The organism is Pseudomonas sp. DC3200b2, assembly GCF_049895785.1.
In the GTDB taxonomy this organism is placed as follows: Bacteria; Pseudomonadota; Gammaproteobacteria; order Pseudomonadales; family Pseudomonadaceae; genus Aquipseudomonas; species Aquipseudomonas massiliensis.
Map to the genome: position 1 here is coordinate 564,751 of NZ_JAFCTA010000002.1, position 19,960 is coordinate 584,710.

A 19,960-nucleotide genomic window follows, 5' to 3' on the forward strand; every position below is an offset into this window, starting at 1 on the left:
CCACAGGCACGCGTACACTTCGCACCCTCACTCGCCCCCGCCCACGGGGGCCGGCGTGCGCGCACCGCAACGACTCGTTCACTGGAGCTGCCTCGATGTTGCATCAACTTCCTTTTCCGGCCCGTCTGCTGTTTACCGGTATCGCCCTGGCCTCGGCCGGCGCTGCGGCGGCGGATGAGACTACGACCCTTGGCACCGTTACGGTGGTCGGCAATGCCGGCGACGGGTATGAAACCCCTACGGCGTCGGTGGCCGGGGGCATTGATACTCCCCTGCTGGATACCGCGGCCTCGGTATCGGTCTATAACGCCGCCCTGCTGCAAGACCAGCAGGCCCGGCTGCTCAGCGACGTGCTGCGCAACGAGGCCGCCGCGGGCCTAAGCTATGCGCCTGTAGGCTATTACGAGAACTTCGTACTGCGCGGCTTTTCGCTGAATGCCGCCAGCAGCTACAAGATCAACGGTTTCACCATCGCCGGCGAGCAGAACGTTGCCCTGGAAAACAAGGAACAGGTCGAGGTGCTCAAGGGGTTGGCCGGCCTGCAAAGCGGGGTGAGCGAACCCGGGGGCCTCATCGACTACGTGACCAAGCGCCCTCGGGAAGTGCGGTCGGTCAGCGTCGCCACCAACCAGGACGGCGAACGCTCATTGGCGCTGGACCTGGGTCATTGGTTTGGCGTCGAGCAGCAGGTCGGGGTGCGCGCCAACCTGGCCCACGACGACTTGCGCTCTTATGTGGACCACGCCGACGGCCAAAGGGACTTCGCCTCCTTGGCCGTCGATTGGATGATCGACCCTCGCTCCACCTTACAACTGGACTTCGAGTACCAGGCCCGGGAACAGCGCTCGGTCCCCGGTTACCAATTGCTCGGCGGCACCGAGGTGCCCCATGGCATCGACCCTCATGACCTGTTGGCCGACCAGGGCTGGGCCAAGCCCGTACGTATGGACTCGCTCAACACCAGCGGCCGCTATACCTATACGCTCAACGACGACTGGTCAGCCCACCTGGGCCTGGCGCACAGCCAGGTTGTGATCGACGACTACAGTGCATTTCCCTGGGGCTGCTACGGGGCGGTCAGCTGCGCCAATGACGCGGTGCCCAACCATTTCAGCCGCGAGGGTGACTATGACATCTACGACTTCCGCAGCCCCAGCGACACGCGGCGGGTGGACGAAGCCCAGGCTTCTCTGGACGGCCGGTTCAGCACAGCGGGGTTGTTGCACGAACTCACGCTGGGCCTGAGTGCCCAGCGCCGGACCCTGGACAGCCATCCGGAGATCAACGAGTGGGTCGGCAGCGGCAATATCCATGGCGCGGCAACCCGTGTGTCACCCTCGAGTGCAAGCTTGGCGCCCAGCTATCGTCACCTCGACAGCCGCCAGTACGGCCTGTCAATCAGCGACCGCCTGCACCTCGATGACCGGTGGCAACTGGTAGTGGGCGGTCGACAGGTGCTGCTGGATGAAAAGATCTTCGATAGCGACGGCGATACCACCCGCCATACCCGTCAGTGGAAATGGCTGCCAGACGTCGCCGTCATTTACCAGCCCTGGGTCGATACCTCATTCTACGCCCGCTACAGCAAGGGCTTGGCGCTGGGCCGGGAAGCGGACTGGTACACCACCAACGCTGGCGATATCTTGGCCCCGACGATCTCCCGTCAGCTGGAGCTGGGCGTGAAGCAGCAATGGCAACGCCTGAGCCTGAGCGCGGCGCTCTTTGAGTTGCAGCAGGGTTACCAGTACTCGCGCGATAACGGCGACGGTAGCCTTACCTTCGTACAGCAAGGCCGACAGAAAAACACGGGGCTGGAACTGACCGCTACCGGCCGGGCCAGCGAACACTTGCAGCTGACCGCCAGCATGGCGGCGATCCGCGCCCGGGTGAGCGGTAGCGGCACCGAGGCCTATGACGGCCACCAGGCGATCAACGTGCCCAAGGTACAGGCCAGTTTCTACGGCGACTACAGCGTGCCTGGCGTCCAAGGGTTGTCCTTGCTTGGGGGCGTGCAGTACAGCGGGCGCCGCTACGCCAACCGCGCCGCAACGGTGAAGGTCGGGGACTATGCGGTATTCAACGCCGGCGGCCGCTATAGCACCCGGATCGACGGCTATGAAACTGTGTTCAGGCTAAGCATCGACAACCTCTTCGACAAGGCATACTGGCGGGACGTGGGCGAGTACATGGGCGACGGCTACCTGTTCCCCGGGGCGCCACGTACGGCGCGCTTGTCGGCAACCGTCAACTTTTAAGGAGCACGGCCATGTCCGACCTGGAAATCATCGCGGTGATCATCAATATGCTCGGCGTCTGGCTTACGGCCAGGCGCACGCCCTGGTGCTGGCCGGTCAATGTGATCGCGGTACTGCTGTACGTATGGATCTTTTACGACGTGAAGCTCTATTCGGACATGCTGCTGCAAATCGTCTTCGTGTTCATGCAGGGGTATGGATGGTGGCAGTGGCGCTGCGGCAAGGTGGAGGCCGGCCGCGTGCACGTGGAGCGCTTGCCGATGCCCCTGGCCTGGAAGGGCCTTGTCATCGGCGGCCTCCTGGCGCTGTTGCTAGGCGCCAGCATGGCCCAGTTCACCGACGCCCAGGTCCCCTGGCTGGATGCGGCCCTCGCGGTTTACAGCCTAGTGGCCAGCTACTGGGCCGCGCGCAAGTATGTGGCGAGCTGGTGGTTGTGGATCGTGCTGGACGCGGTCTACACCGGGCTTTATTACCACAAGGACCTGCCACTGACCGCGGCCCTGTATGGCGGCTTCATCATTCTGGCACTATATGGGCTGCGCGCCTGGCAGCGAAACCTGCAGGCTGGAAAGCAACACACCGAAGCAGCGCCCGCCCTGCCATGACAATCAAGCCCGCCAACTCACAGTACCTGCGCATCCATGATGCCCTGGCTGAAGACCTGGACTCAGGCAGGCTTCAGGCCGGCGAACGCTTCCCAACCGAACGCGAGCTGGCCGAGCGCTTCGGCTGCACCCGGGTGACCCTGCGCCAGGCACTTGCCCGGCTGGAGGCCGAGGGTGCCATCTACCGTGGCCACAAGCGCGGCTGGTTCGTCTCCAGCGCGCCTGTCGCTTATGACCCTAGCCGCGTCACCAGCTTCATGGAATACGTCACGGCCCAGGGCCGTGAACCCCGTACCGAGTACTTACTGGCCGAGCGTCGCCAGGCGCCCGCCTGGCTGGCCGTTCGGCTGCAAGTGGACGTGGGCGCTTGGGTGTATCACCTTGAGCGTCGCCGTTGGGTCGATGGCCGCCCGGTGCTGCTGGAAACCAACATCCTTACCGAACAGTGGTGTCCAGGCCTGCTGGACCAGCCGCTGGGCAGTTCCTTGACTCAATTGCTCCGCCAGCGTTACGGGCGCGTTCAGGCGCGCAGTGAGATCACGTTCAAGCCCTGCGTGCTCGATGAAATTCAAGGTCAGCTACTTGAGCTGGCCGCCGGTTCCAGTGGCCTCATGCTCGAGCGGCTATGCCGCGACGCCCAGGGCACGCCCGTGGAATACGACCTGGAGTACTGGCGGCCCGATGCGGTGAAGATGGGGTTCGAAGTTGGCGGCTGACACAGCCGTTTAGTAACACAGGTACGACGCGGAAGGAGCTCAAAGGCGTAGCTCGGAAAGGGGGGCAGCGCCAGATCAATGCCCGCCCATTCGAGAGCTTCGGCCCTTTCAAGGAGGCTGGGCAGTCACTTAGGAAAGCTGTGCCGATGAACACATATTAATTAAACTTACGGGTTTTTATCGATTCAGCACACCTTAAGGAACCCGATGTCCCTCCAACAACCGTCACCCGTCGCCGCGTCAAGAACCTCGGTGGGAAAAATGGAAGCCGCCATGGCCTTGGGAAGTTTCGCCATAGGTACCGGCGAGTTCGCCATCATGGGTTTGATGCCTGACATCGGCCATAACCTTCAACTCAGTGAGCCGGAAGTGGGCCACGCCATCAGCGCCTATGCCCTGGGCGTGGTGGTGGGCGCGCCTGGCCTGGCCATCCTGGGCGCGAAATTGTTGCGCAAGCACATGCTCCTGCTGTTGATGGCCCTTTACGCACTGGGCAACCTGGCCACGGCTTTCGCCCCTTCCTTCGCTGGCCTGGTCGCCTTCCGCTTCATCAGCGGCCTGCCCCATGGCGCCTACTTCGGTATCGCCGCGGTGGTCGCTTCAAGCATGGTTCCAAGCAACCAACGTGCCGGTGCTGTAGCCCGAGTCATGATGGGGCTTACCCTGGCCATGCTGCTGGGCAACCCGGTAGCGACCTTCCTGGGCCAGTTCTTCGGCTGGCGCTCGGCCTTTATCCTGGTCGGGGGGCTGGCACTGTGCACCATTGCCTTGGTATGGCGCTTCGTACCGCAGCCGGCGGACGAGCCTCGCAGCGACCCGCGCAAGGAACTGCAAGCCTTTGGCCTGCCCCAGGTGTGGATGGCCCTGGCCATTGCCGCCATCGGCTTTGCCGGAATGTTTTGCGTGTTCAGTTATCTCGCGCCCACCATGCTGGAGGTGACGGGCGTATCCGCCCAGTGGATTCCCTTCGGCCTGGCGGCCTTTGGCGTCGGTGGCATCACTGGCAACCTGGCTGGCGGTAAACTGTTCGATCGCTTCGGGTTCCGCGCAGTGGGCCTGGTGCTGGCCTGGTCGGTCGCCGTGCTGCTGTTCTTCACGGTAGCGGCGGGCGCGCTTTGGTCGGTTCTGCTGGCGATCGGCCTGGTCGGTACCATGGTGGCCCTCGCCGCGCCCTTGCAGATCCGGTTGATGGACATCGCCCACGAGGCCCCCAGCCTGGCCGCGGCCTCCAACCATGCGGCCTTCAACCTGGCCAATGCCCTGGGCCCCTGGTTCGGCGGGATGGCCATCACCGCGGGCTTCGGCTGGACCAGCACAGGTTATATAGGCGCAGCCACAGCCTTGGTCGGCCTGGCCGTATACGGGCTGGCCCGCCGGATGAAAGGCGGGCGTTGATCTTCCCTGCTGGCTAGCGCCCTGCCTTTGCAGCGAACCGGCCTGGACCACGGGCCGGCTTCGCCGCTGTCATGCCTTCCTCGCTAGCCGTTCCGTTGTTACAAAACGTTTCCCCAATGGACGTTACATTATCACATTGCTTTTGATGCCGACCCCCTTCATCAGGTGAAGTCTTGTTCATCTAGGTCGTCATAAGGAATGTCATGGCAATGGTAGTGAAGCGGCCCCTGAAGCTGCTCGCGGTTTCCCTCGCGGCTTGGCTGGCCGTGTCCTCTGGGCAGGCTCAGGCCCACGATGGGGTCTTCGATGTGGTAGCCCCGTTCGAAATCGTCGGGCTGGACCCCTCCGTATCCGGCTACATCTTCCAACGCATGCAGATCACCGAAACGTTGCTGGAAGCTGATGCCAACGGCCGTCCCATGCCGGGACTGGCCGAAGCCTGGAGCGTTTCGGACGCTGGCAGAATCTGGCGCCTGCGCATACGGCCCAATGTAAGGTTCCACGATGGCACGGCGCTCACCGCCGAGACGGCGGCTCATTCTTTGAAGCTGGCACGGGACAAGGCATCCATCCTGCGTAGCGCGCGTATCGAAGCCATCGGCGCCGAGGGCAACGAACTGGTCATCCGCCTGGCTCAGCCCTTCCCGCCCCTGCCCGCGCTGCTTGCCCACTCTTCCACCAGCATCCTGGCCGCCAGCGCCTATGACACCAGCGGCGCCGTGCGAAGCATCGTCGGCACCGGGCCTTACCAGGCCACATTGGTGCAGCCGCCGCAAAGGCTCACCGCGCAACGTTTCGAACAGTATTGGGGCACCAAGCCCAGCATCGAGAAAGCCACCTACCTGGGTGCCGGTCGCGGGGAAACCCGCGCGCTGATGGCGCAAAGCGGCGGTGCCGAACTGGTGTTCCAGCTGGACCCACCCAGCATTGCCCGCCTGTCCCGCGCCGAGAACTTGCAAGTGCTCATGGGGCCGGTGCCGCGCGTGGTCATGCTGGCGCTGAACGCCGGCCAGGGTGCCACCGCTTCGACCCAGACGCGCAGGGCGCTGAGCCTGGCCATACAGCGTGAGGGCATCGCTGCTGCGGTATTGAGGGCGCCAGGTACGGGGGCGACCCAGATGTTCGCCAGCAACCTGGCAGCCTGGCATGACCCGAGCCTGCCCCCTCTGGCCTACGACCCGGCCGCGGCGCGCGAGCTGCTCAAGGCCGAGGGTTGGCAGCCTGGCAGCGACGGCGTGCTGCACAAGGACGGCGTGCCCCTGCGCCTGAAATTGCTGACCTTCGCCGACCGCCCAGAGCTTCCCTTGATTGCCACCGCTTTGCAGGCCCAACTACGCGAGGTGGGGGTAGAGGTGGAAGTGGCGGTCGAGAACGCCAGCGCCATCCCCGCCGCGTACCAGGACGGCAGCCTGCAGCTGGCACTGTTCTCGCGCAATTACGCCTTGGCGCCAGATCCCCTGGTCACCCTCTACGGCGATTTCGCCAACGGTGGGGCTGAATGGGGCCCGCTGGGCTGGAAAAGCCCAGGCTTCGATCAAACGCTCGATGCCCTGCTGGCGAGCAGCGACCCCGCCGAGCAGCAACGCCTGCGCTATGCACTCGTCGGTCAGGTACAGAACGAACTGCCGATCATACCCGTGGCCTGGTACCGCCAATCCATCGCGGTAGCCAAGACCGTGGAAGGCGCTGCCATCGATCCCCTGGAGCGGACCTTCGGCCTGAGCACCATGAGGTGGGCACCATGATCCGACTTTTGGGCTTCAGGCTCTTGCAAGCGGCGATGGTTGCCTTGTTGGTAGGCGCCCTTACCTTCCTTCTGATGACGCTGCTGCCCGGCGACGCGGCATACCGGATCGCGGCCGGCCGCTACGGTTACGACATGGTCAGCGGCGCCGCCGCCGAAGCCGTACGGGCCGAACTGGGGCTGGATCAGCCCGTGGCCTGGCGCTTCCTGAACTGGATCGGCAACCTCATGAGCCTCGACCTGGGCAAATCCCTTGTCTCCGGCATGGCCGTCAGCGAGGTGATCCGGCATGAACTGGGCAGCTCGGTTCGCCTGGCGCTCGGCGCGGTACTGTTGTCCGTCATCCTTGGCCCACCCCTGGGAGTGCTGGCCGGGCTGCGCCCAGGAAGCCTGCTGGACCGTGCCCTGCTCATGCTCAGCACCGCCACCCGGGCCCTGCCACACTTCGTGCTGGGGGTGATCCTCGTATTGCTGTTCGCCGTGTCCTGGGGGCTGCTGCCTTCCGCTGGCCATGGCACCTGGGCGCATGCCGTACTGCCCACCCTTACCCTGGGGCTGGGCCTGGCGGCGGTGTCCTCCTGCGTCGCCCGGGACGCCACGGTGCAGGTCGCAGCGTCTCCCTTCTATGCCTTTGGCCGGCTCAAGGGCCTGGGGGAGGCACGACTGTTCCTGCGCCATGGCCTGCGCAACATCGGCGTTGCGCTGGTCACCTATCTCGGCGTCCAGCTGGTGTACCTGATCGAGGGTGTAGTGGTGGTTGAAACCCTGTTCGCCTGGCCGGGCATCGGCCACGGCCTGGTACACGCCATCGTCCAGCGCGACGTGCCGATGGTCCAGGGCGCGGCCCTGGCCATGGGGCTGATGTTCGTGCTGCTCAACACCTTGGTGGATATGGCCAACCACCTGATCGACCCTCGACGGAGCGCGGCATGAACACTCGATCCCTTACGCTGGACCCAACGCCGGAACCCTTGGGCAATGTGCGTGACAGCGCCCATGGCACGGCGCGGATCGCAGGCATGGCGTTGCTCGTGGCCCTTGCGGGCTTCGGCTTCCTGGTTCCGCTGCTGTGGCAGGGCGATATCGCCCGCCAGGACTACAACGCCATCCTCTCACCTTTCAGCGGCGCCCATCCCTTGGGTACTGACCATCTGGGACGCGACATGCTTGCCCGCCTGGCGGCCGCGGTGCGCCTGTCCCTGGGGTTGGCCCTGGTCAGCGTAGCCAGCGCGGCCGTGCCGGGCGTCCTGCTGGGCCTTCTGGCGGCCTGGCGCGGCGGGCTGACCGATAAATGCCTGGGCCTGCTGACTGAAATGTTTCTCGCCCTGCCTGGGCTGCTGCTGGTGTTACTGGTGGTCGCTATCTATCCGGGCTCTTTCCTGGCGCTGTATGGGGCTGTGGCGCTGGTGCTGTGGATCGAGTACTTCCGCATGACCCGGGCGCTGGCGCGTACCGTGCTGGCCTCCCAGGCAGTCACCGCCAGTCGCCTGCTCGGGTTCGGGCCGCTGTACATCTTCCAGCGCCACCTGTGGCCGCAGTTGGCGCCAGTGATCACCACCCTGGCGGCGTTCGGCGCGGCCTCGGCCATCATGGCGATCGCCGCCCTGGGCTTCGTCAGCGTGGGGGTGCGGCCACCGACCGCCGAGCTGGGCTTGATGATCACCGAGTTGCTGCCCTATTTCGCTGAAGCACCCCAGGCTCTGGCCCTGCCCATCGCGGTGATCTTTCTTATCGTCCTGTCCTTGCTCTTGATTGCCGGGAGGCAAAAGCCATGAAGCCCCTGTTGAAAACCCAGGCGTTGGAGATCCGCACCGCGCACTCGCAATTGGTCGAGCCCCTGTCCATCGAATTGCTACCGGGCCAGGTACTGACCATCATCGGGGAGACGGGCTCAGGCAAGAGTTTGTTCGCCCAAGGGGTAGTGGGAAATCTTCCCTCAGGCCTGTATGCCGAAGGCCGGGTCGAATTCGCCGATGGCTTCGGCGAGGACGGACGCGATCAGGGCCGCAGGGCGTTATGGGGCCGGCAAGTGGCCGTGTTACCCCAGGAACCCTGGCTAAGCCTGGACCCAACCATGGCCGCCCTGGAGCAAGTGACCGAAACCTACCAGCATGTGCTGGGCCAACCGAGGATGAGGGCCCGAGCTTCTGCCCGCGAGGCGCTGGCGAAAGTGGGCCTGGAAAAGGCCGGGCGGCAATTTCCCTTTCAGCTGTCCGGCGGGATGGCCCAGCGTCTGGCCTTCGTGGCCGCCCATGGCGGCGGCGCGTCCATCATGGTCGCCGACGAACCCACCAAGGGCCTGGACAGCGCCCGCATCGGCGAGGTCGTCGACCTGCTCAAGGCCGGCACCGAAGCCGGCGGCGCGCTTCTGGTCATCACTCATGACCTGGAGGTGGCCCGCCGGCTGGGCGGCCAGGTAATGATCATGCTCAAAGGCAAGGTCATCGAAACCGGCAGCGCTGAGCAGGTGCTCAATGAACCTCGTCACGCCTATACCCGCGCCCTCCTGGCTGCGGAGCCCGCCCAGTGGCCACGCTCGCCGGTTCGAACACCCGAAGGCGAGCCCGTGATAGCGGTGCGCGATCTTGCGCTGGCGCGCGGCGGCAAGACGCTGTTCCGTGACTTGCATTTCAGCCTGCATCGCGGGCAGATTCTTGGCGTGACTGGGCCGTCCGGGTGCGGAAAGTCCACCTTGGGCGATGCGCTTCTGGGGCTGATCCACCCTCATTCAGGCACCGTCACGCGCCTGCCCGGGGCGCCTCGGATCGCCTTCCAGAAATTGTTCCAGGATCCGGTCGCTGCTTTCCCTGCAAGCGTGACCCTCGGTCGTACCCTGGCGGACCTGGTGCGGCGACATCGCCTGGACCCACGGCGCATTGCCGTTTTGCTGGAGCGCCTACGCCTGGAGCCGGCGCTGCTCGACCGCCGGCCCGGCAATGTATCAGGTGGCGAACTGCAGCGGCTCTCGCTGCTGCGCGTTCTGCTGGTAGAGCCTGCGTTCATCTTCGCTGACGAGCCCAGTTCGCGTTTGGACCTGATCACCCAACGGGAAATGCTGGAACTGCTGGTGGAAACCGTCAGGGAGAGCCGCACGGCCCTGCTGCTGGTCAGCCATGACCAGGCGCTGATCGAGGCGGTGTCTGACCAGCGTCTACACCTGGGCGCCCTTGCGCAGCGCCCCGTCGATCAGGCCTCGCCCGCTGGGGACGTACCCTTCTGCAGTCCAGCCCGGTAAGGTTTGTATGAACGTGAATTCAGCTCGCAACTTCGGCGTTGCGCTATTGTTCAGCCCGGTGGCCCTTGCTGAGGCAGCACCGCCCGGGGGCAACGGTTGGCTCGAAGACAGTACCTGGAGCCTGCTCAATCGCAGCGTGTTCGATCATCGCGACTACCGCCACGGTGGCGTCAACGGTGGCGCGCGCAATGCCTACAAGCCTCGGCGCGAGCGCAATGGAAAAGCCGAGGAATGGGCATATGGCCTGATGGGTCAGTTTCAGTCCGGCTTTACCCAAGGGGTACTAGGCGTGGGCCTCGATGCCCATGCCTATCTGGGTGCCAGCCTGGACAGCGGCGGCGGGCGGGCCGGCAAGGCGCGCCTGCTGGCGCTGGATAATGAGGGCCATCCAAAGGGCGAGTACAGCCGCGGCGGCGCCGCGCTCAAGCTGCGCTATGCGCACACCGTGCTGACTTATGGGGAACAGCGGGTGAAAACGCCTGTGTTCAGTTCTTCTGACAGCCGTTTGCTGCCCGAGACCGCCACAGGCTTGTTCTTGAATAGCCAGCCAGTGGATTCGCTGAGACTGGTGGCTGGCCATTTCACCGAAAGCACGGATCGCAACGCCAGCAGTCACGACCAGGGCCTGGTAGTCAACTATTCCAATGCGCCCAAAGGCAATGCCTTCGACCTCGCCGGGATGGTATGGAACCCATCCCCCGGGCTACGCGCCAGCTTCTACAGCGCCCGCTACCAGGATAGCTGGAACCAGCATTACCTGGGCGCCACCCTGGTGCGGGCCCTGGACGACCGCCGCAGCCTCAGCCTTGACCTTAACCTCTACCGAACGCAGGACACCGGACGGGCGTTGTCCGGGCGTATCGACAATACCACCTGGAGCCTGCTCTCGCGCTACAGCCAAGGGGCCCATGGCCTGAGCCTGGGATGGCAGCAAGTGAACGGCGACAGCCCCTTCGACTATGTCACCCGGGGCGCGATCTTCCTGGCCAACGCCGTGCAACTGTCCGACTTCAACGCGCCTCATGAAAGGTCGTGGCAAGCGCGGTACGACCTGGACATGAGCCTGTATGGCGCCCCCGGGCTACAACTGAGCGCGGCCTATGTGCGCGGTTTCGGTATCGATGGCAGCCAGGTCGACCCGCGGGGCGGCTATGCCTATCTGGGCTATGGTCAAGGCGGCAAGCATTGGGAGCGTGACCTGGAAGCCCGCTATGTGGTCCAGAGCGGCAAGGCCAAGGGTGCCGTATTCTCGCTGCGGCACAACGTGCACAGGGGAAACAGGGCCCAGGCGGAGCTGGATACGAATCAGCTCCGCCTGGCCGTGGAATATCCACTGACGGGCAGGCTTTGATTCAAGGCTTTCCCAGCTGGCGCCGACGCCTAGCCGCGTTGCGCCAGGATGGCGTCGAGCAAGCCAGGGAACCTGGCCTCCATTTGATCACGCCTCAGCGAATTCATATGGGTAGTGCCCAGGCTGCGGGTATGCACCAGGCCCGCGTCCCGCAGCACGCGGAAATGATGCGAAACGCTGGACTTGGGCCTTCCGCCGTCCAGTTCACCGCAGCTGGCCTCCGCCACGGCGGCCAGATGTCGAACTATTTCCAGGCGCACGGGGTCACTCAAGGCGTAGAGCACACGCTCGAGGACAAAGGCTTCAGGTTCCGGGTGTTTGTAGGCTCGCATGACGAACATGATACCGGGGGCTATCGCTCACGGCTATATTTCGAATACTATCGAACTATCGTACTTAACCGATGGAGCCTATCCATGTCCGCGCTGTTCCAACCGTTCAAGCTTAAAGACGTCACTCTGCGCAACCGCATCGCCATTCCCCCGATGTGCCAGTACATGGCTAAGGACGGACTGATCAACGACTGGCACCTGGTTCACCTGGCCAGCATGGCCCGTGGCGGCGCCGGCCTGTTGGTGGTCGAAGCCACTGCGGTTGCGCCTGAAGGACGCATCACCCCCGGCTGCGCCGGTATCTGGAGCGACGAGCTGGCCCAGGCCTTCGTGCCCGCGGTGCAAGCCATCAAGGCGGCAGGCTCGGTGCCCGGCATCCAGATTGCCCACGCCGGGCGCAAGGCCAGCGCCAACCGCCCCTGGGAGGGCGATGACCATATCGCTGAAGGCGCGCCGCAAGGCTGGCAGACCATAGCGCCCTCCCCGATCGCGTTCGGCGCCAACCTGCCCAAGGTACCTCGGGAAATGACCCTGGATGACATTGCCCGGGTTCGCCAGGACTTCGTCGATGCCGCCCGCCGCGCGCGGGACGCAGGCTTTGAGTGGATCGAACTGCACTTCGCCCACGGTTACCTGGGCCAGAGCTTCTTCTCCGAGCACTCCAACCAGCGCACCGACGCTTACGGCGGCAGCTTTGAAAACCGCAGCCGCTTCCTGTTGGAAACTCTGGCCGCGGTGCGCGAGGTATGGCCTGAGCACCTGCCCCTGACTGCGCGGTTCGGCGTGATCGAATACGATGGTCGCGACGAGCAGACCCTGGAAGAATCCATCGAGCTGGCGCGCCGCTTCAAGGCCGGCGGGCTGGATCTGCTCAGCGTCAGCGTGGGCTTCACCATTCCCGACACCAATATTCCATGGGGCCCGGCGTTCATGGGGCCGGTCGCTGAGCGTGTACGCCGCGAAGCGGGCCTGCCGGTCACTTCCGCCTGGGGCTTCGGCACGCCACAGCTGGCCGAGCAGGCCGTCGCCGCCAACCAATTGGACCTGGTCTCGGTAGGCCGCGCTCACCTGGCTGACCCCCATTGGGCCTACTTCGCGGCCAAGGAACTGGGCGTCGAGAAAGCCTCCTGGACCCTGCCGGCGCCTTACGCCCACTGGCTGGAGCGTTACCGCTAAGGCCCCGGCCTGTCTTGAAGCCAGGGGCTGAGCAGCAGCGCGGTCTCTGGCAAGGCAATGCCTGGGTGATGCTAAGCTGGCCCCTTTCAATCTGACGCCATTCTCCATGCGTGACCTGAAAGCTCTGGATTTCAACCTGCTCAAGGCCCTGGACGCCTTGCTTGACGAGCGCAATGTCACGAGGGCGGCGCTGCGGCTGGGGGTAACCCAGCCGGCCATGAGCGGGATGCTTACACGGTTACGGGCAACCTTCGACGATCCGCTCTTCGTGCGCGCCCAGCGCGGCATGGTCGCTACTGCGCGGGCGCAGCAACTGGCCGCCCCGCTCAAGGCGGCCCTGGCTGGGGTCGAGGGCCTGTTGGCGCCCGCGACCTTCACGCCTTCCAGTGCTCGGATGACGTTCACCCTGGCCGCCAGCGACTATGCCCTGCGTGCCATCACCGTACCGTTTCTGGCTCGCCTCAAGTCAGAGGCGCCAGGCATCCGGGTTGCGCTGGTGCCTGTCGAAGAGGATCGGTTGCAGCGTCAGCTCGAACGCGGCGACCTGGACCTTGCATTGGTCACCCCGCAGAGCGCGCCGGCCGACCTGCATGCACGGGTGCTGTTCGACGAGCATTACGTGTGTGTGGCACGGCAGGGGCATCCTGTAGTTGATACCGACACGCCGCTGACGCTGGATGCCTTCTGCGCGCTGGACCATGCCTTGGTGTCGTATACCGCCGGCGCCTTCGAAGGCGTGACTGACGAGGCCCTGGCCCGCCTAGGTCGCAGCCGCGCTGTAAGCCTGTCAGTGAAAAGCTTTCTGATCCTGCCGGAGATTCTGCGCGCCAGCGATCGGGTAGCCGTGCTGCCAAGCCGTCTGGTTGTGGGCCTGGAAGGTTTGACCTGGGTGGAACCGCCACTGGCGGTACCAGGTTTCACCAAGGTAGCGGCCTGGCATGAACGTACCCATGCCGACCCTGGCCACCGCTGGCTGCGCCAGCTTTTATTCGCCAGTTGTGACCAGGTCACGCCTTAGTGCTCAGACGGTGCCTTGGGCGGCCAACACCAGGCCGTCCAGCCAATCCTGATGGCCGTTGAGCATGGGGTTTGGCTTGGCCAGGCGCAGCTCCTGGGCAGGCCGACCGATCTGGGTTTCCTGGGTGAGAATGCGCACACGGCCTCCGCTCAGGTCCTCGATCAGCCAGGCGTGATGGACATCCAAGCGGTCCTCGCTACCCTCTTCCCCAGCCCAGCCGTGCCAGGCGACACGCCCAGCCTGGCCCGGAGCAGGCGCCACATATTCAGTGCAGCGGGCATGTACCGGGAAACCGAAGGTTTCGAAATAGAAATGGGCACCTTCAAACAGCTCTGGCCCGGCGTTACCTACGAAACGGACATTGGCCGAGTTGGCGTAATAGGTGGGCCAGCGAGCGGGGACGGCGAGCAATGGCCAGACTTCAATGGCGCTCAGCCCGGCGACTATCACCTCGTTGGAGACGAAGTTATCGGTGAAGCCGGGGGTGTAGCCTTCAGGCCAGATGATTGCGTGCATGGTCAAATCTTCATGATGGAAAGGAGCCCAATGGTGCGATATCCGCTGATATCACGCCAATCCTGAAAATTTATCTCAAATATCAGCCCGCGTTATGTCAGCTCTACCGTCTCGTTGTTCATGCTGTTGCCGAAGACAGGCCTGTGCAACCTGCTCGATGTAGTCCATCACTGCCGCTGGCACCGTATACCGAAACTGTCTACGACGATTATTGGACACCACCCCATCGTTCGACAGGCACATCATGACCAGCGTAGCCAGGTCACTGCCGCGTACATCATAGGCCTCGTTTACCGTCCGGATAACCTGATCGTAGTTCTGAAGAAAAATGGTTTCTTCACGCAGCTCGACTTCCAGTGCGCGTTTGGCCATCTCCATGGTGAATCGAACGGCTGGCGTCGCATCCCAGAAGCGGTAGATGGCGGCATCGCCAGTGAAGTCCAATGCATATTGCCCGTAATCGATCCATCTCACATCCCAGCATTCACGGGCGTGTTTGGAAAATGCCTGCAAGGTTTCCAGATAGAACCGCTCTTCTCGCTTCATTGCCACCGATACAGGCAGGACCAGCCCTTTATCCAGGGCGCCTGCCCGGCAAAGGGTTTGATGGATCAGGAACCTTGAAAGCCGACCGTTGCCATCCATGAAGGGATGTAGAAACACGAACCCGAAGGAAATCACACCTGCCGCCACCAAGGGGTCGATTCCATCGCCCGCTTTATTGGCCCAGGCCATTAACGCCTCCATCAGTTCACGACACAGACCGGGCGCTGGGGGAATGTAGGTCACTCCGACAGCGCCCTGAAGCCCGTTGGCCAGATGGTTCTGTTCATGGCGGAAAGCGACGGCTTCATCGAGCGGGTTGGAGACCGTCGCGTTTTGCAGTTGTACCAGATATTCCTCACTCAGCGCGGCGCCCTCATGTGCCTGACGCAAAAGCTGAATGAAACGCCTGGCCTTGTCTTCGCTTGGGGCTTCTTTTTCGATGGCGAATGAATCTTGCGTTTCATGGAGGTAGGCCCAATTGATTGCCCGATCCATCATCGCAACCGGAAGGTTATCGATGAACTCCCGCGCGCGGCCGAGGATGTCATAGTCCAACAACGCAACGATGTCTGGCGTGCGCATCACTGTGGCGCAGTAGCTCAGGTTGCCCAGCCCATTGAATTCGACCCGCCAGCGGGAGTTGCGCTCGCCGGGCATCGTGATGTAACTCCTGGGGTCGAATAACGGGATAAACGCGCCACGCACGGGCATTTTCTGATGCAACTTCTCAGCTGTAAACGCCTCGCGTAGAAAACATGCCTTGCGTACGTAGACGCCGTTTGGAGCAAGTTCCAGCTGCGTCTCGAAAGCCAGGGGCGGGATCTTGGGAAGGGCTTGGGCAAGAATACCCAGATGGACGCCCTCGTGCTTGAGGGCGAACAAAACGTGGCCAATCAGATCTTCTGGACCAGGCGCGCTCTGCTGCGGCACCGCCAATATGTCGCCTATCCGGTGAATACGCGTTACAGGCTGTATGCGCGCCGGGCACGAGAGCGGGAAAACCGAGAGTGACAAAGCGGCTTGCAGATGGGCGTAACCAACGGAACTCACAACAGGAATCCTTGAGATAAGCTCCCAGGGCTCAATTTTTCTTGAGCCTTCCAGGAAAATCTTGAGTTTCGCCCATTATTCACATTTTTTCTTGAGTCACCAGGCGTCGAGTCCCGCCCGACGCGCCTGGCAAAAAGGCCTGTGGATGCCAAGCCATCCGGGCACTTTCAAGTCAGGCCGCTTCGACTCAGGGCCCGGACGTTGTTGGCCATGACCGCATCATTACAGTCGCCTTCCTCGTGCAGAGAAATGCGATAAGTCTCCGGCAACGCCAGCCCGCCCGCCAGTGCCAGCAAGGCGATGACTACGAGATAAAACGCTGGGGCCAGGCTGCTGCCCGTGACACCGATCAGCCAAGTCGCCACCAGCGGTGCCGTGCCGCCGAAAAGGGTATAGGCGACATTGTAAGTTATGGCCGACGCCGTGTAGCGGGTGCGGGTGGGAAAGCTCTCGGCCAACAAGGCGGCGGTCACCACGCCACAGAGCACGGCCCCGACGGCCAGCAGCAGCACTCCGACGATCGCTGGCCCCGCACTACCATTGCCTGCCAGCCAATAGGCCGGAAATACGGTCAGCATCAGCCACAGGCAGGTGAAGCCAATGGTCTTGCGCCGTCCGACCCGGTCGGAAAACGCGCCTGCCAAGGGGCAGGCAATGGCCGCGAAGATCAACGCTATCGTGGTCACGCCCAGGGATTGTGCGCGGCTCAGGTGGCCTACCAACTGCAGGTAGGTGGAGAAATAGGTGGTGAACATATAGAAGGACAAGGCGGTCAGGGAAATGAATGCGCCCAGGCAGCACATGGTGCCGGCCTGCCGGGTGAAGGTTTCCCGCAGCGGCGAGTGATGCTGGCCGGCCTGTTGGGCTTGGGCAACGCGAAACGCTGGGGTTTCTTCCATTCGCCAACGCAGCACCAGGCCGACCAGGCCCAGAGGCGCGGCAACCAGGAAGGGAACCCGCCAGCCCCAGTCCGCCATGGCCTCGGCCGCCAGGCTGGCCTCCAATGCATAGGCCAGCACGGCCGCCCCGGCAAAGGCCGAAAAAGTCGACACTGGCACGAAGCTTCCATACCAGGCGCGCTTGTGTCTGGGCGCATGCTCCATCAGATAGGCCACCGCGCCGGCATATTCGCCCCCGGCGGAAAAGCCCTGGGCGCAGCGGGCAAGGGTCAACAGCACCGGTGCCCAGACGCCGATGCTGGCATAGGTCGGCAATAGCCCGATGAGGGTAGTCGAGCCCGCCATCAAAAGGATGGTCAGCGAGAGGACGCGTTTACGGCCAAGACGGTCACCCAGCGCCCCGAACACAAGGCCACCCAGTGGTCGCAGGGCAAAAGCCACCGCGAATACGGCGAAGGTTTTGAGAAGCGCCACCCCGGGCGCGCTGCTGGCGAAGAATTGATTGGCGATCAGGGTGGCCAGGAAGCCATAGACGGCGAAGTCGAACCACTCCACGAAGTTGCCGATGGCCGAGGCGGCGACGACTTTGCGAAGGGTGGCCGGTGTTGCCTCTGTGTTGGCGGCGGTTTCCATGGGCATGCTCCTGATAGCGGATGGGGCGATTATCGGCGTCTGCCCACCCTGTTCTGTTCAGGAAACGCCTCTGGCATAGCTGTCAACGCGCTGACTAGGCCGACGGACCGCTGTAGGTTGCAGTGTCTGTCGGTTGCCCAGTCGTGCCCGAGCAAGCGTTTTGCTATGCTCGCGCTGCCCATCGCGGACAGTGCTGTCCCAGCCCACCCGGAGTTGTAGCTTGCGCCATCCTTTGTCCTCTCTGCGTGGTCGTCTGACAACCCTCGTACTGGTAAGCACCCTGCCCCTGGCTGGCTGCGCGGCCATGGCCCTGGCCGTGCTGTTGCGCAACGAAGAGTCCGAGGCCATTTCCAGAGCCCTGGAAGCCAACCGGCAAACCGCGATCGCGGTCCAGGTCACCTTGAATCGCTCATTCGCGGTGCTCGACGCGCTGGCCCAGTCACCGCTGCTCGACGGAACGGATCTGGCCCCCTTTGCCGCCATGCTGGAGCGGGTACTGCCCGTGATGCCTGGCTCCCGTTCGCTGCTGCTGGCCGCGCCAGACGGGCAATTGCTGCTCAGGGCATCCCCTGGCCCGCAAGTGACCTTCCGCCGGCCCGCGGAGCCTACCAGCTTCGCGCAAATGGTGGAGCGCCCCGCTCCGACGGTCGGGCAGCTTGACCAGGGCCCGTCCGGAACCTGGGCCATCCCTCTGCGGGTGCCGGTGATACGCGACGGCAAGCTGCGCTATGTACTGACCACCCCGCTGTTGCCGACGACCCTGGGAGAGGTGTTGGGGCTACAGAAGCTTCCTGAAGGCTGGACAGTGGTGGTGTTCGACAACAATGGGCGGCGCATCGCCAGGGTACCCGAACGGGGTTTCGCCCTGGGCGACCAGGTATCACCGGACCTGCTTGCGCTCGTCAGGCGCAGCCAGGCCGAGGAAGGCAGTGGGATCACCCATACCTCCGCCGGTGAAGAAGTCTATACCGCTTATGTTCGCTTGCCGCAAAGTGGCTGGACCCTCGCCACCGGCATCCCCACCCGGCAAGTTTCCGCCACTGTCAGCCGGGCGATGCTGCTCTATGGCGGCGGCCTGGCGCTGTCATTGCTTTTGGCCAGTCTGGCCGCCTGGTTCGCCGCGCGGGGCATCAGCCGGCCCATGGCGCAATTGCGCGAGGCGGCGAAGGCGGTGGGCCGGGGCGAAACGCCAACAGCCATTGCCAGCGACATCAAGGAGGTTCGTGACGTCGGCGAGGCGCTGGAGCATTCGGCCCAGGCCCTGGCAGCAAGCGAGCAGGCGCGTGGCGACGCCCTGGCGCACCTTGCCGCCGCTCACCAGGAACTGATGGAGGCGGACCGCCGCAAGGATGAGTTCATCGCCACGCTGGCCCACGAGTTGCGCAACCCCCTGGTGCCTGTTCGCCAGGCCGCCGCGCTTCTACGCCACCCTCAGAGCGAGCCTGCCCGTGCGCGGAACCTGGCGGTGATCGACCGACAACTCGGGCATATGGCGCGCTTGCTGGACGACCTGCTCGACGCCGCTCGGCTCAACTTCGGCGATATCTCCCTGCGGCTCGAGCGCCTGGACATCGTGGCGCTGTTGCGCGACGCCTTGGGCTTTGTCCGCGAAAAAGCGATGGAAAAACACATACTGCTGAGCGAGAGCCTGCCACAAGCGGCAGCTTATGTGGACGGCGACGCCCTTCGTCTGCAACAGCTGTTCGTGAACCTGCTCGATAACGCTGTCAAATATACCGAGCCGGGTGGGCAGGTAATGCTGACTGCCCTGGTGAGCGCCGGGCAGGTCGAGGTGGCTGTGGTCGACAGCGGCCGCGGTCTGGCGCCCGAACAGATGGAAGAGATCTTCCGCTTGTTCGGACGTGTCGCCAGTCTTGGCTCCGACGCCGGTGGCCTTGGCGTCGGCCTGGCTCTGGCCAGACGCCTGGTGGAGCTGCATGGCGGAACACTGAGTGTCCATAGCCCGGGCCTTGGGCAGGGAAGCGAGTTCCTGACCAGGCTGCCCCTGGCGGCGCTGCGAGGCACGCCTGTCGAGGTCCAGGCTCCGCCGCCCTCGGCCTCGCGGAGCTCAGCGAGCCGGCAGGTCTTGATAGCCGACGACAATACCGACATCGCCACCACCTTGCAGGCGTTGCTGGAAATGGAGGGCCACCAGGTTCGTCTGGCGTTCGACGGCGCGCAGGCCGTAAGCCTCTGCGAGGCGGCGATGCCCGAGGTGGCCATCCTCGACATTGGCATGCCAGGCCTCGATGGCTATCAGGCGGCCCGGGTAATCCGAGCCCTGCCCGACGGCCATGTGCCCTATCTGATCGCGGTCTCCGGCTGGGGCCAGGCCGAGGACGTGCACACAGCCTTGAGTGCCGGCTTCGACATGCATCTGACCAAGCCGGCGGATCTGGATGAACTGCTCAGCCTGGTAGCCACCGGCCGGCGCGGGGAAGGCACGAGCGCCAGGCCCTGAAACCCGGGCTCCCGCGCATCCGCTATCG

General features: G+C 63.9%; 16 protein-coding genes. 12 read left to right on the forward strand and 4 right to left on the reverse strand.

Annotation, left to right across the window (positions count from 1 at the left end; all coding sequences use genetic code 11):
- Nucleotides 1-95: 95 nt before the first annotated feature.
- The 9 genes from ACP691_RS08315 (at nucleotide 96) to ACP691_RS08355 (ending at nucleotide 11,301) form a co-directional block, all read left to right on the forward strand.
- Nucleotides 96-2,255 carry a TonB-dependent siderophore receptor gene (locus ACP691_RS08315; RefSeq protein ID WP_426199331.1) on the forward strand — a complete coding sequence of 720 codons (2,160 nt, stop codon included), beginning with the start codon at nucleotides 96-98 and terminating at the stop codon, nucleotides 2,253-2,255.
- Nucleotides 2,256-2,266: 11 nt separating this feature from the next.
- Nucleotides 2,267-2,860: a nicotinamide riboside transporter PnuC gene (gene pnuC, locus ACP691_RS08320; protein WP_426199333.1), complete on the forward strand. Its 594-nt coding sequence runs from the start codon at nucleotides 2,267-2,269 to the stop codon at nucleotides 2,858-2,860.
- Complete coding sequence (locus ACP691_RS08325; protein WP_426199335.1) at nucleotides 2,857-3,576, forward strand: GntR family transcriptional regulator; 720 nt, start codon at nucleotides 2,857-2,859, stop codon at nucleotides 3,574-3,576. Before pnuC ends, ACP691_RS08325 begins: the two co-directional genes overlap by 4 nt.
- 261 nt (nucleotides 3,577-3,837) lie before the next feature.
- Nucleotides 3,838-4,971 carry an MFS transporter gene (locus ACP691_RS08330; RefSeq protein ID WP_426199648.1) on the forward strand — a complete coding sequence of 378 codons (1,134 nt, stop codon included), beginning with the start codon at nucleotides 3,838-3,840 and terminating at the stop codon, nucleotides 4,969-4,971.
- A 203-nt stretch (nucleotides 4,972-5,174) separates the two neighbouring features.
- Complete coding sequence (locus ACP691_RS08335) at nucleotides 5,175-6,716, forward strand: ABC transporter substrate-binding protein (RefSeq protein WP_426199337.1); 1,542 nt, start codon at nucleotides 5,175-5,177, stop codon at nucleotides 6,714-6,716.
- Nucleotides 6,713-7,648, forward strand: a complete 936-nt coding sequence (locus ACP691_RS08340; RefSeq protein WP_426199339.1) for an ABC transporter permease — start codon at nucleotides 6,713-6,715, stop codon at nucleotides 7,646-7,648. The genes ACP691_RS08335 and ACP691_RS08340 overlap by 4 nt, the downstream gene beginning before the upstream one ends.
- The gene (locus tag ACP691_RS08345; RefSeq protein ID WP_426199341.1) at nucleotides 7,645-8,490 is read left to right on the forward strand and encodes an ABC transporter permease; all 846 of its coding nucleotides are present in this window, start codon (nucleotides 7,645-7,647) and stop codon (nucleotides 8,488-8,490) included. Before ACP691_RS08340 ends, ACP691_RS08345 begins: the two co-directional genes overlap by 4 nt.
- The gene (locus ACP691_RS08350) at nucleotides 8,487-9,950 is read left to right on the forward strand and encodes an ABC transporter ATP-binding protein (protein ID WP_426199343.1); all 1,464 of its coding nucleotides are present in this window, start codon (nucleotides 8,487-8,489) and stop codon (nucleotides 9,948-9,950) included. The genes ACP691_RS08345 and ACP691_RS08350 overlap by 4 nt, the downstream gene beginning before the upstream one ends.
- A 7-nt stretch (nucleotides 9,951-9,957) precedes the next feature.
- Nucleotides 9,958-11,301, forward strand: a complete 1,344-nt coding sequence (locus ACP691_RS08355) for an OprD family porin (protein WP_426199345.1) — start codon at nucleotides 9,958-9,960, stop codon at nucleotides 11,299-11,301.
- Between the two features lie 29 nt (nucleotides 11,302-11,330).
- On the opposite strand, the gene ACP691_RS08360 is transcribed toward ACP691_RS08355, so the two are convergent.
- Nucleotides 11,331-11,642, reverse strand: coding sequence for an ArsR/SmtB family transcription factor (locus ACP691_RS08360; RefSeq protein ID WP_426199347.1), 312 nt, complete (start codon nucleotides 11,640-11,642; stop codon nucleotides 11,331-11,333).
- 75 nt (nucleotides 11,643-11,717) lie between these two features.
- On the opposite strand from ACP691_RS08360, the gene ACP691_RS08365 reads away from it, so the two are divergent.
- Nucleotides 11,718-12,809, forward strand: coding sequence for an NADH:flavin oxidoreductase/NADH oxidase (locus ACP691_RS08365; RefSeq protein WP_426199349.1), 1,092 nt, complete (start codon nucleotides 11,718-11,720; stop codon nucleotides 12,807-12,809).
- Between the two features lie 106 nt (nucleotides 12,810-12,915).
- Nucleotides 12,916-13,827: a LysR family transcriptional regulator gene (locus tag ACP691_RS08370; RefSeq protein WP_426199351.1), complete on the forward strand. Its 912-nt coding sequence runs from the start codon at nucleotides 12,916-12,918 to the stop codon at nucleotides 13,825-13,827.
- Nucleotides 13,828-13,830: 3 nt separating this feature from the next.
- Here ACP691_RS08370 and ACP691_RS08375 read toward each other — a convergent pair whose 3' ends face one another.
- From ACP691_RS08375 to ACP691_RS08385, 3 genes are all read right to left on the reverse strand, one after another.
- On the reverse strand, nucleotides 13,831-14,343 hold the full coding sequence (locus tag ACP691_RS08375; protein ID WP_426199353.1) for an SRPBCC domain-containing protein: 513 nt from the start codon (nucleotides 14,341-14,343) through the stop codon (nucleotides 13,831-13,833).
- Between the two features lie 75 nt (nucleotides 14,344-14,418).
- Nucleotides 14,419-15,939 carry a Fic family protein gene (locus ACP691_RS08380; protein WP_426199355.1) on the reverse strand — a complete coding sequence of 507 codons (1,521 nt, stop codon included), beginning with the start codon at nucleotides 15,937-15,939 and terminating at the stop codon, nucleotides 14,419-14,421.
- A gap of 167 nt (nucleotides 15,940-16,106) precedes the next feature.
- The gene (locus ACP691_RS08385; RefSeq protein ID WP_426199357.1) at nucleotides 16,107-17,471 is read right to left on the reverse strand and encodes an MFS transporter; all 1,365 of its coding nucleotides are present in this window, start codon (nucleotides 17,469-17,471) and stop codon (nucleotides 16,107-16,109) included.
- A gap of 220 nt (nucleotides 17,472-17,691) precedes the next feature.
- On the opposite strand from ACP691_RS08385, the gene ACP691_RS08390 reads away from it, so the two are divergent.
- On the forward strand, nucleotides 17,692-19,932 hold the full coding sequence (locus ACP691_RS08390) for an ATP-binding protein (protein WP_426199359.1): 2,241 nt from the start codon (nucleotides 17,692-17,694) through the stop codon (nucleotides 19,930-19,932).
- Nucleotides 19,933-19,960 lie beyond the last annotated feature (28 nt).

Bases quoted from the DNA above. Each gene is read 5' to 3' on its own strand.
- ACP691_RS08315 (WP_426199331.1), top strand. From the start codon at position 96: ATGTTGCATCAACTTCCTTTTCCGGCCCGTCTGCTGTTTACCGGTATC.
- pnuC (WP_426199333.1), top strand. From the start codon at position 2,267: ATGTCCGACCTGGAAATCATCGCGGTGATCATCAATATGCTCGGCGTC.
- ACP691_RS08325 (WP_426199335.1), top strand. From the start codon at position 2,857: ATGACAATCAAGCCCGCCAACTCACAGTACCTGCGCATCCATGATGCC.
- ACP691_RS08330 (WP_426199648.1), top strand. From the start codon at position 3,838: ATGGAAGCCGCCATGGCCTTGGGAAGTTTCGCCATAGGTACCGGCGAG.
- ACP691_RS08335 (WP_426199337.1), top strand. From the start codon at position 5,175: ATGGCAATGGTAGTGAAGCGGCCCCTGAAGCTGCTCGCGGTTTCCCTC.
- ACP691_RS08340 (WP_426199339.1), top strand. From the start codon at position 6,713: ATGATCCGACTTTTGGGCTTCAGGCTCTTGCAAGCGGCGATGGTTGCC.
- ACP691_RS08345 (WP_426199341.1), top strand. From the start codon at position 7,645: ATGAACACTCGATCCCTTACGCTGGACCCAACGCCGGAACCCTTGGGC.
- ACP691_RS08350 (WP_426199343.1), top strand. From the start codon at position 8,487: ATGAAGCCCCTGTTGAAAACCCAGGCGTTGGAGATCCGCACCGCGCAC.
- ACP691_RS08355 (WP_426199345.1), top strand. From the start codon at position 9,958: ATGAACGTGAATTCAGCTCGCAACTTCGGCGTTGCGCTATTGTTCAGC.
- ACP691_RS08360 (WP_426199347.1), bottom strand. From the start codon at position 11,642: ATGTTCGTCATGCGAGCCTACAAACACCCGGAACCTGAAGCCTTTGTC.
- ACP691_RS08365 (WP_426199349.1), top strand. From the start codon at position 11,718: ATGTCCGCGCTGTTCCAACCGTTCAAGCTTAAAGACGTCACTCTGCGC.
- ACP691_RS08370 (WP_426199351.1), top strand. From the start codon at position 12,916: ATGCGTGACCTGAAAGCTCTGGATTTCAACCTGCTCAAGGCCCTGGAC.
- ACP691_RS08375 (WP_426199353.1), bottom strand. From the start codon at position 14,343: ATGCACGCAATCATCTGGCCTGAAGGCTACACCCCCGGCTTCACCGAT.
- ACP691_RS08385 (WP_426199357.1), bottom strand. From the start codon at position 17,471: ATGGAAACCGCCGCCAACACAGAGGCAACACCGGCCACCCTTCGCAAA.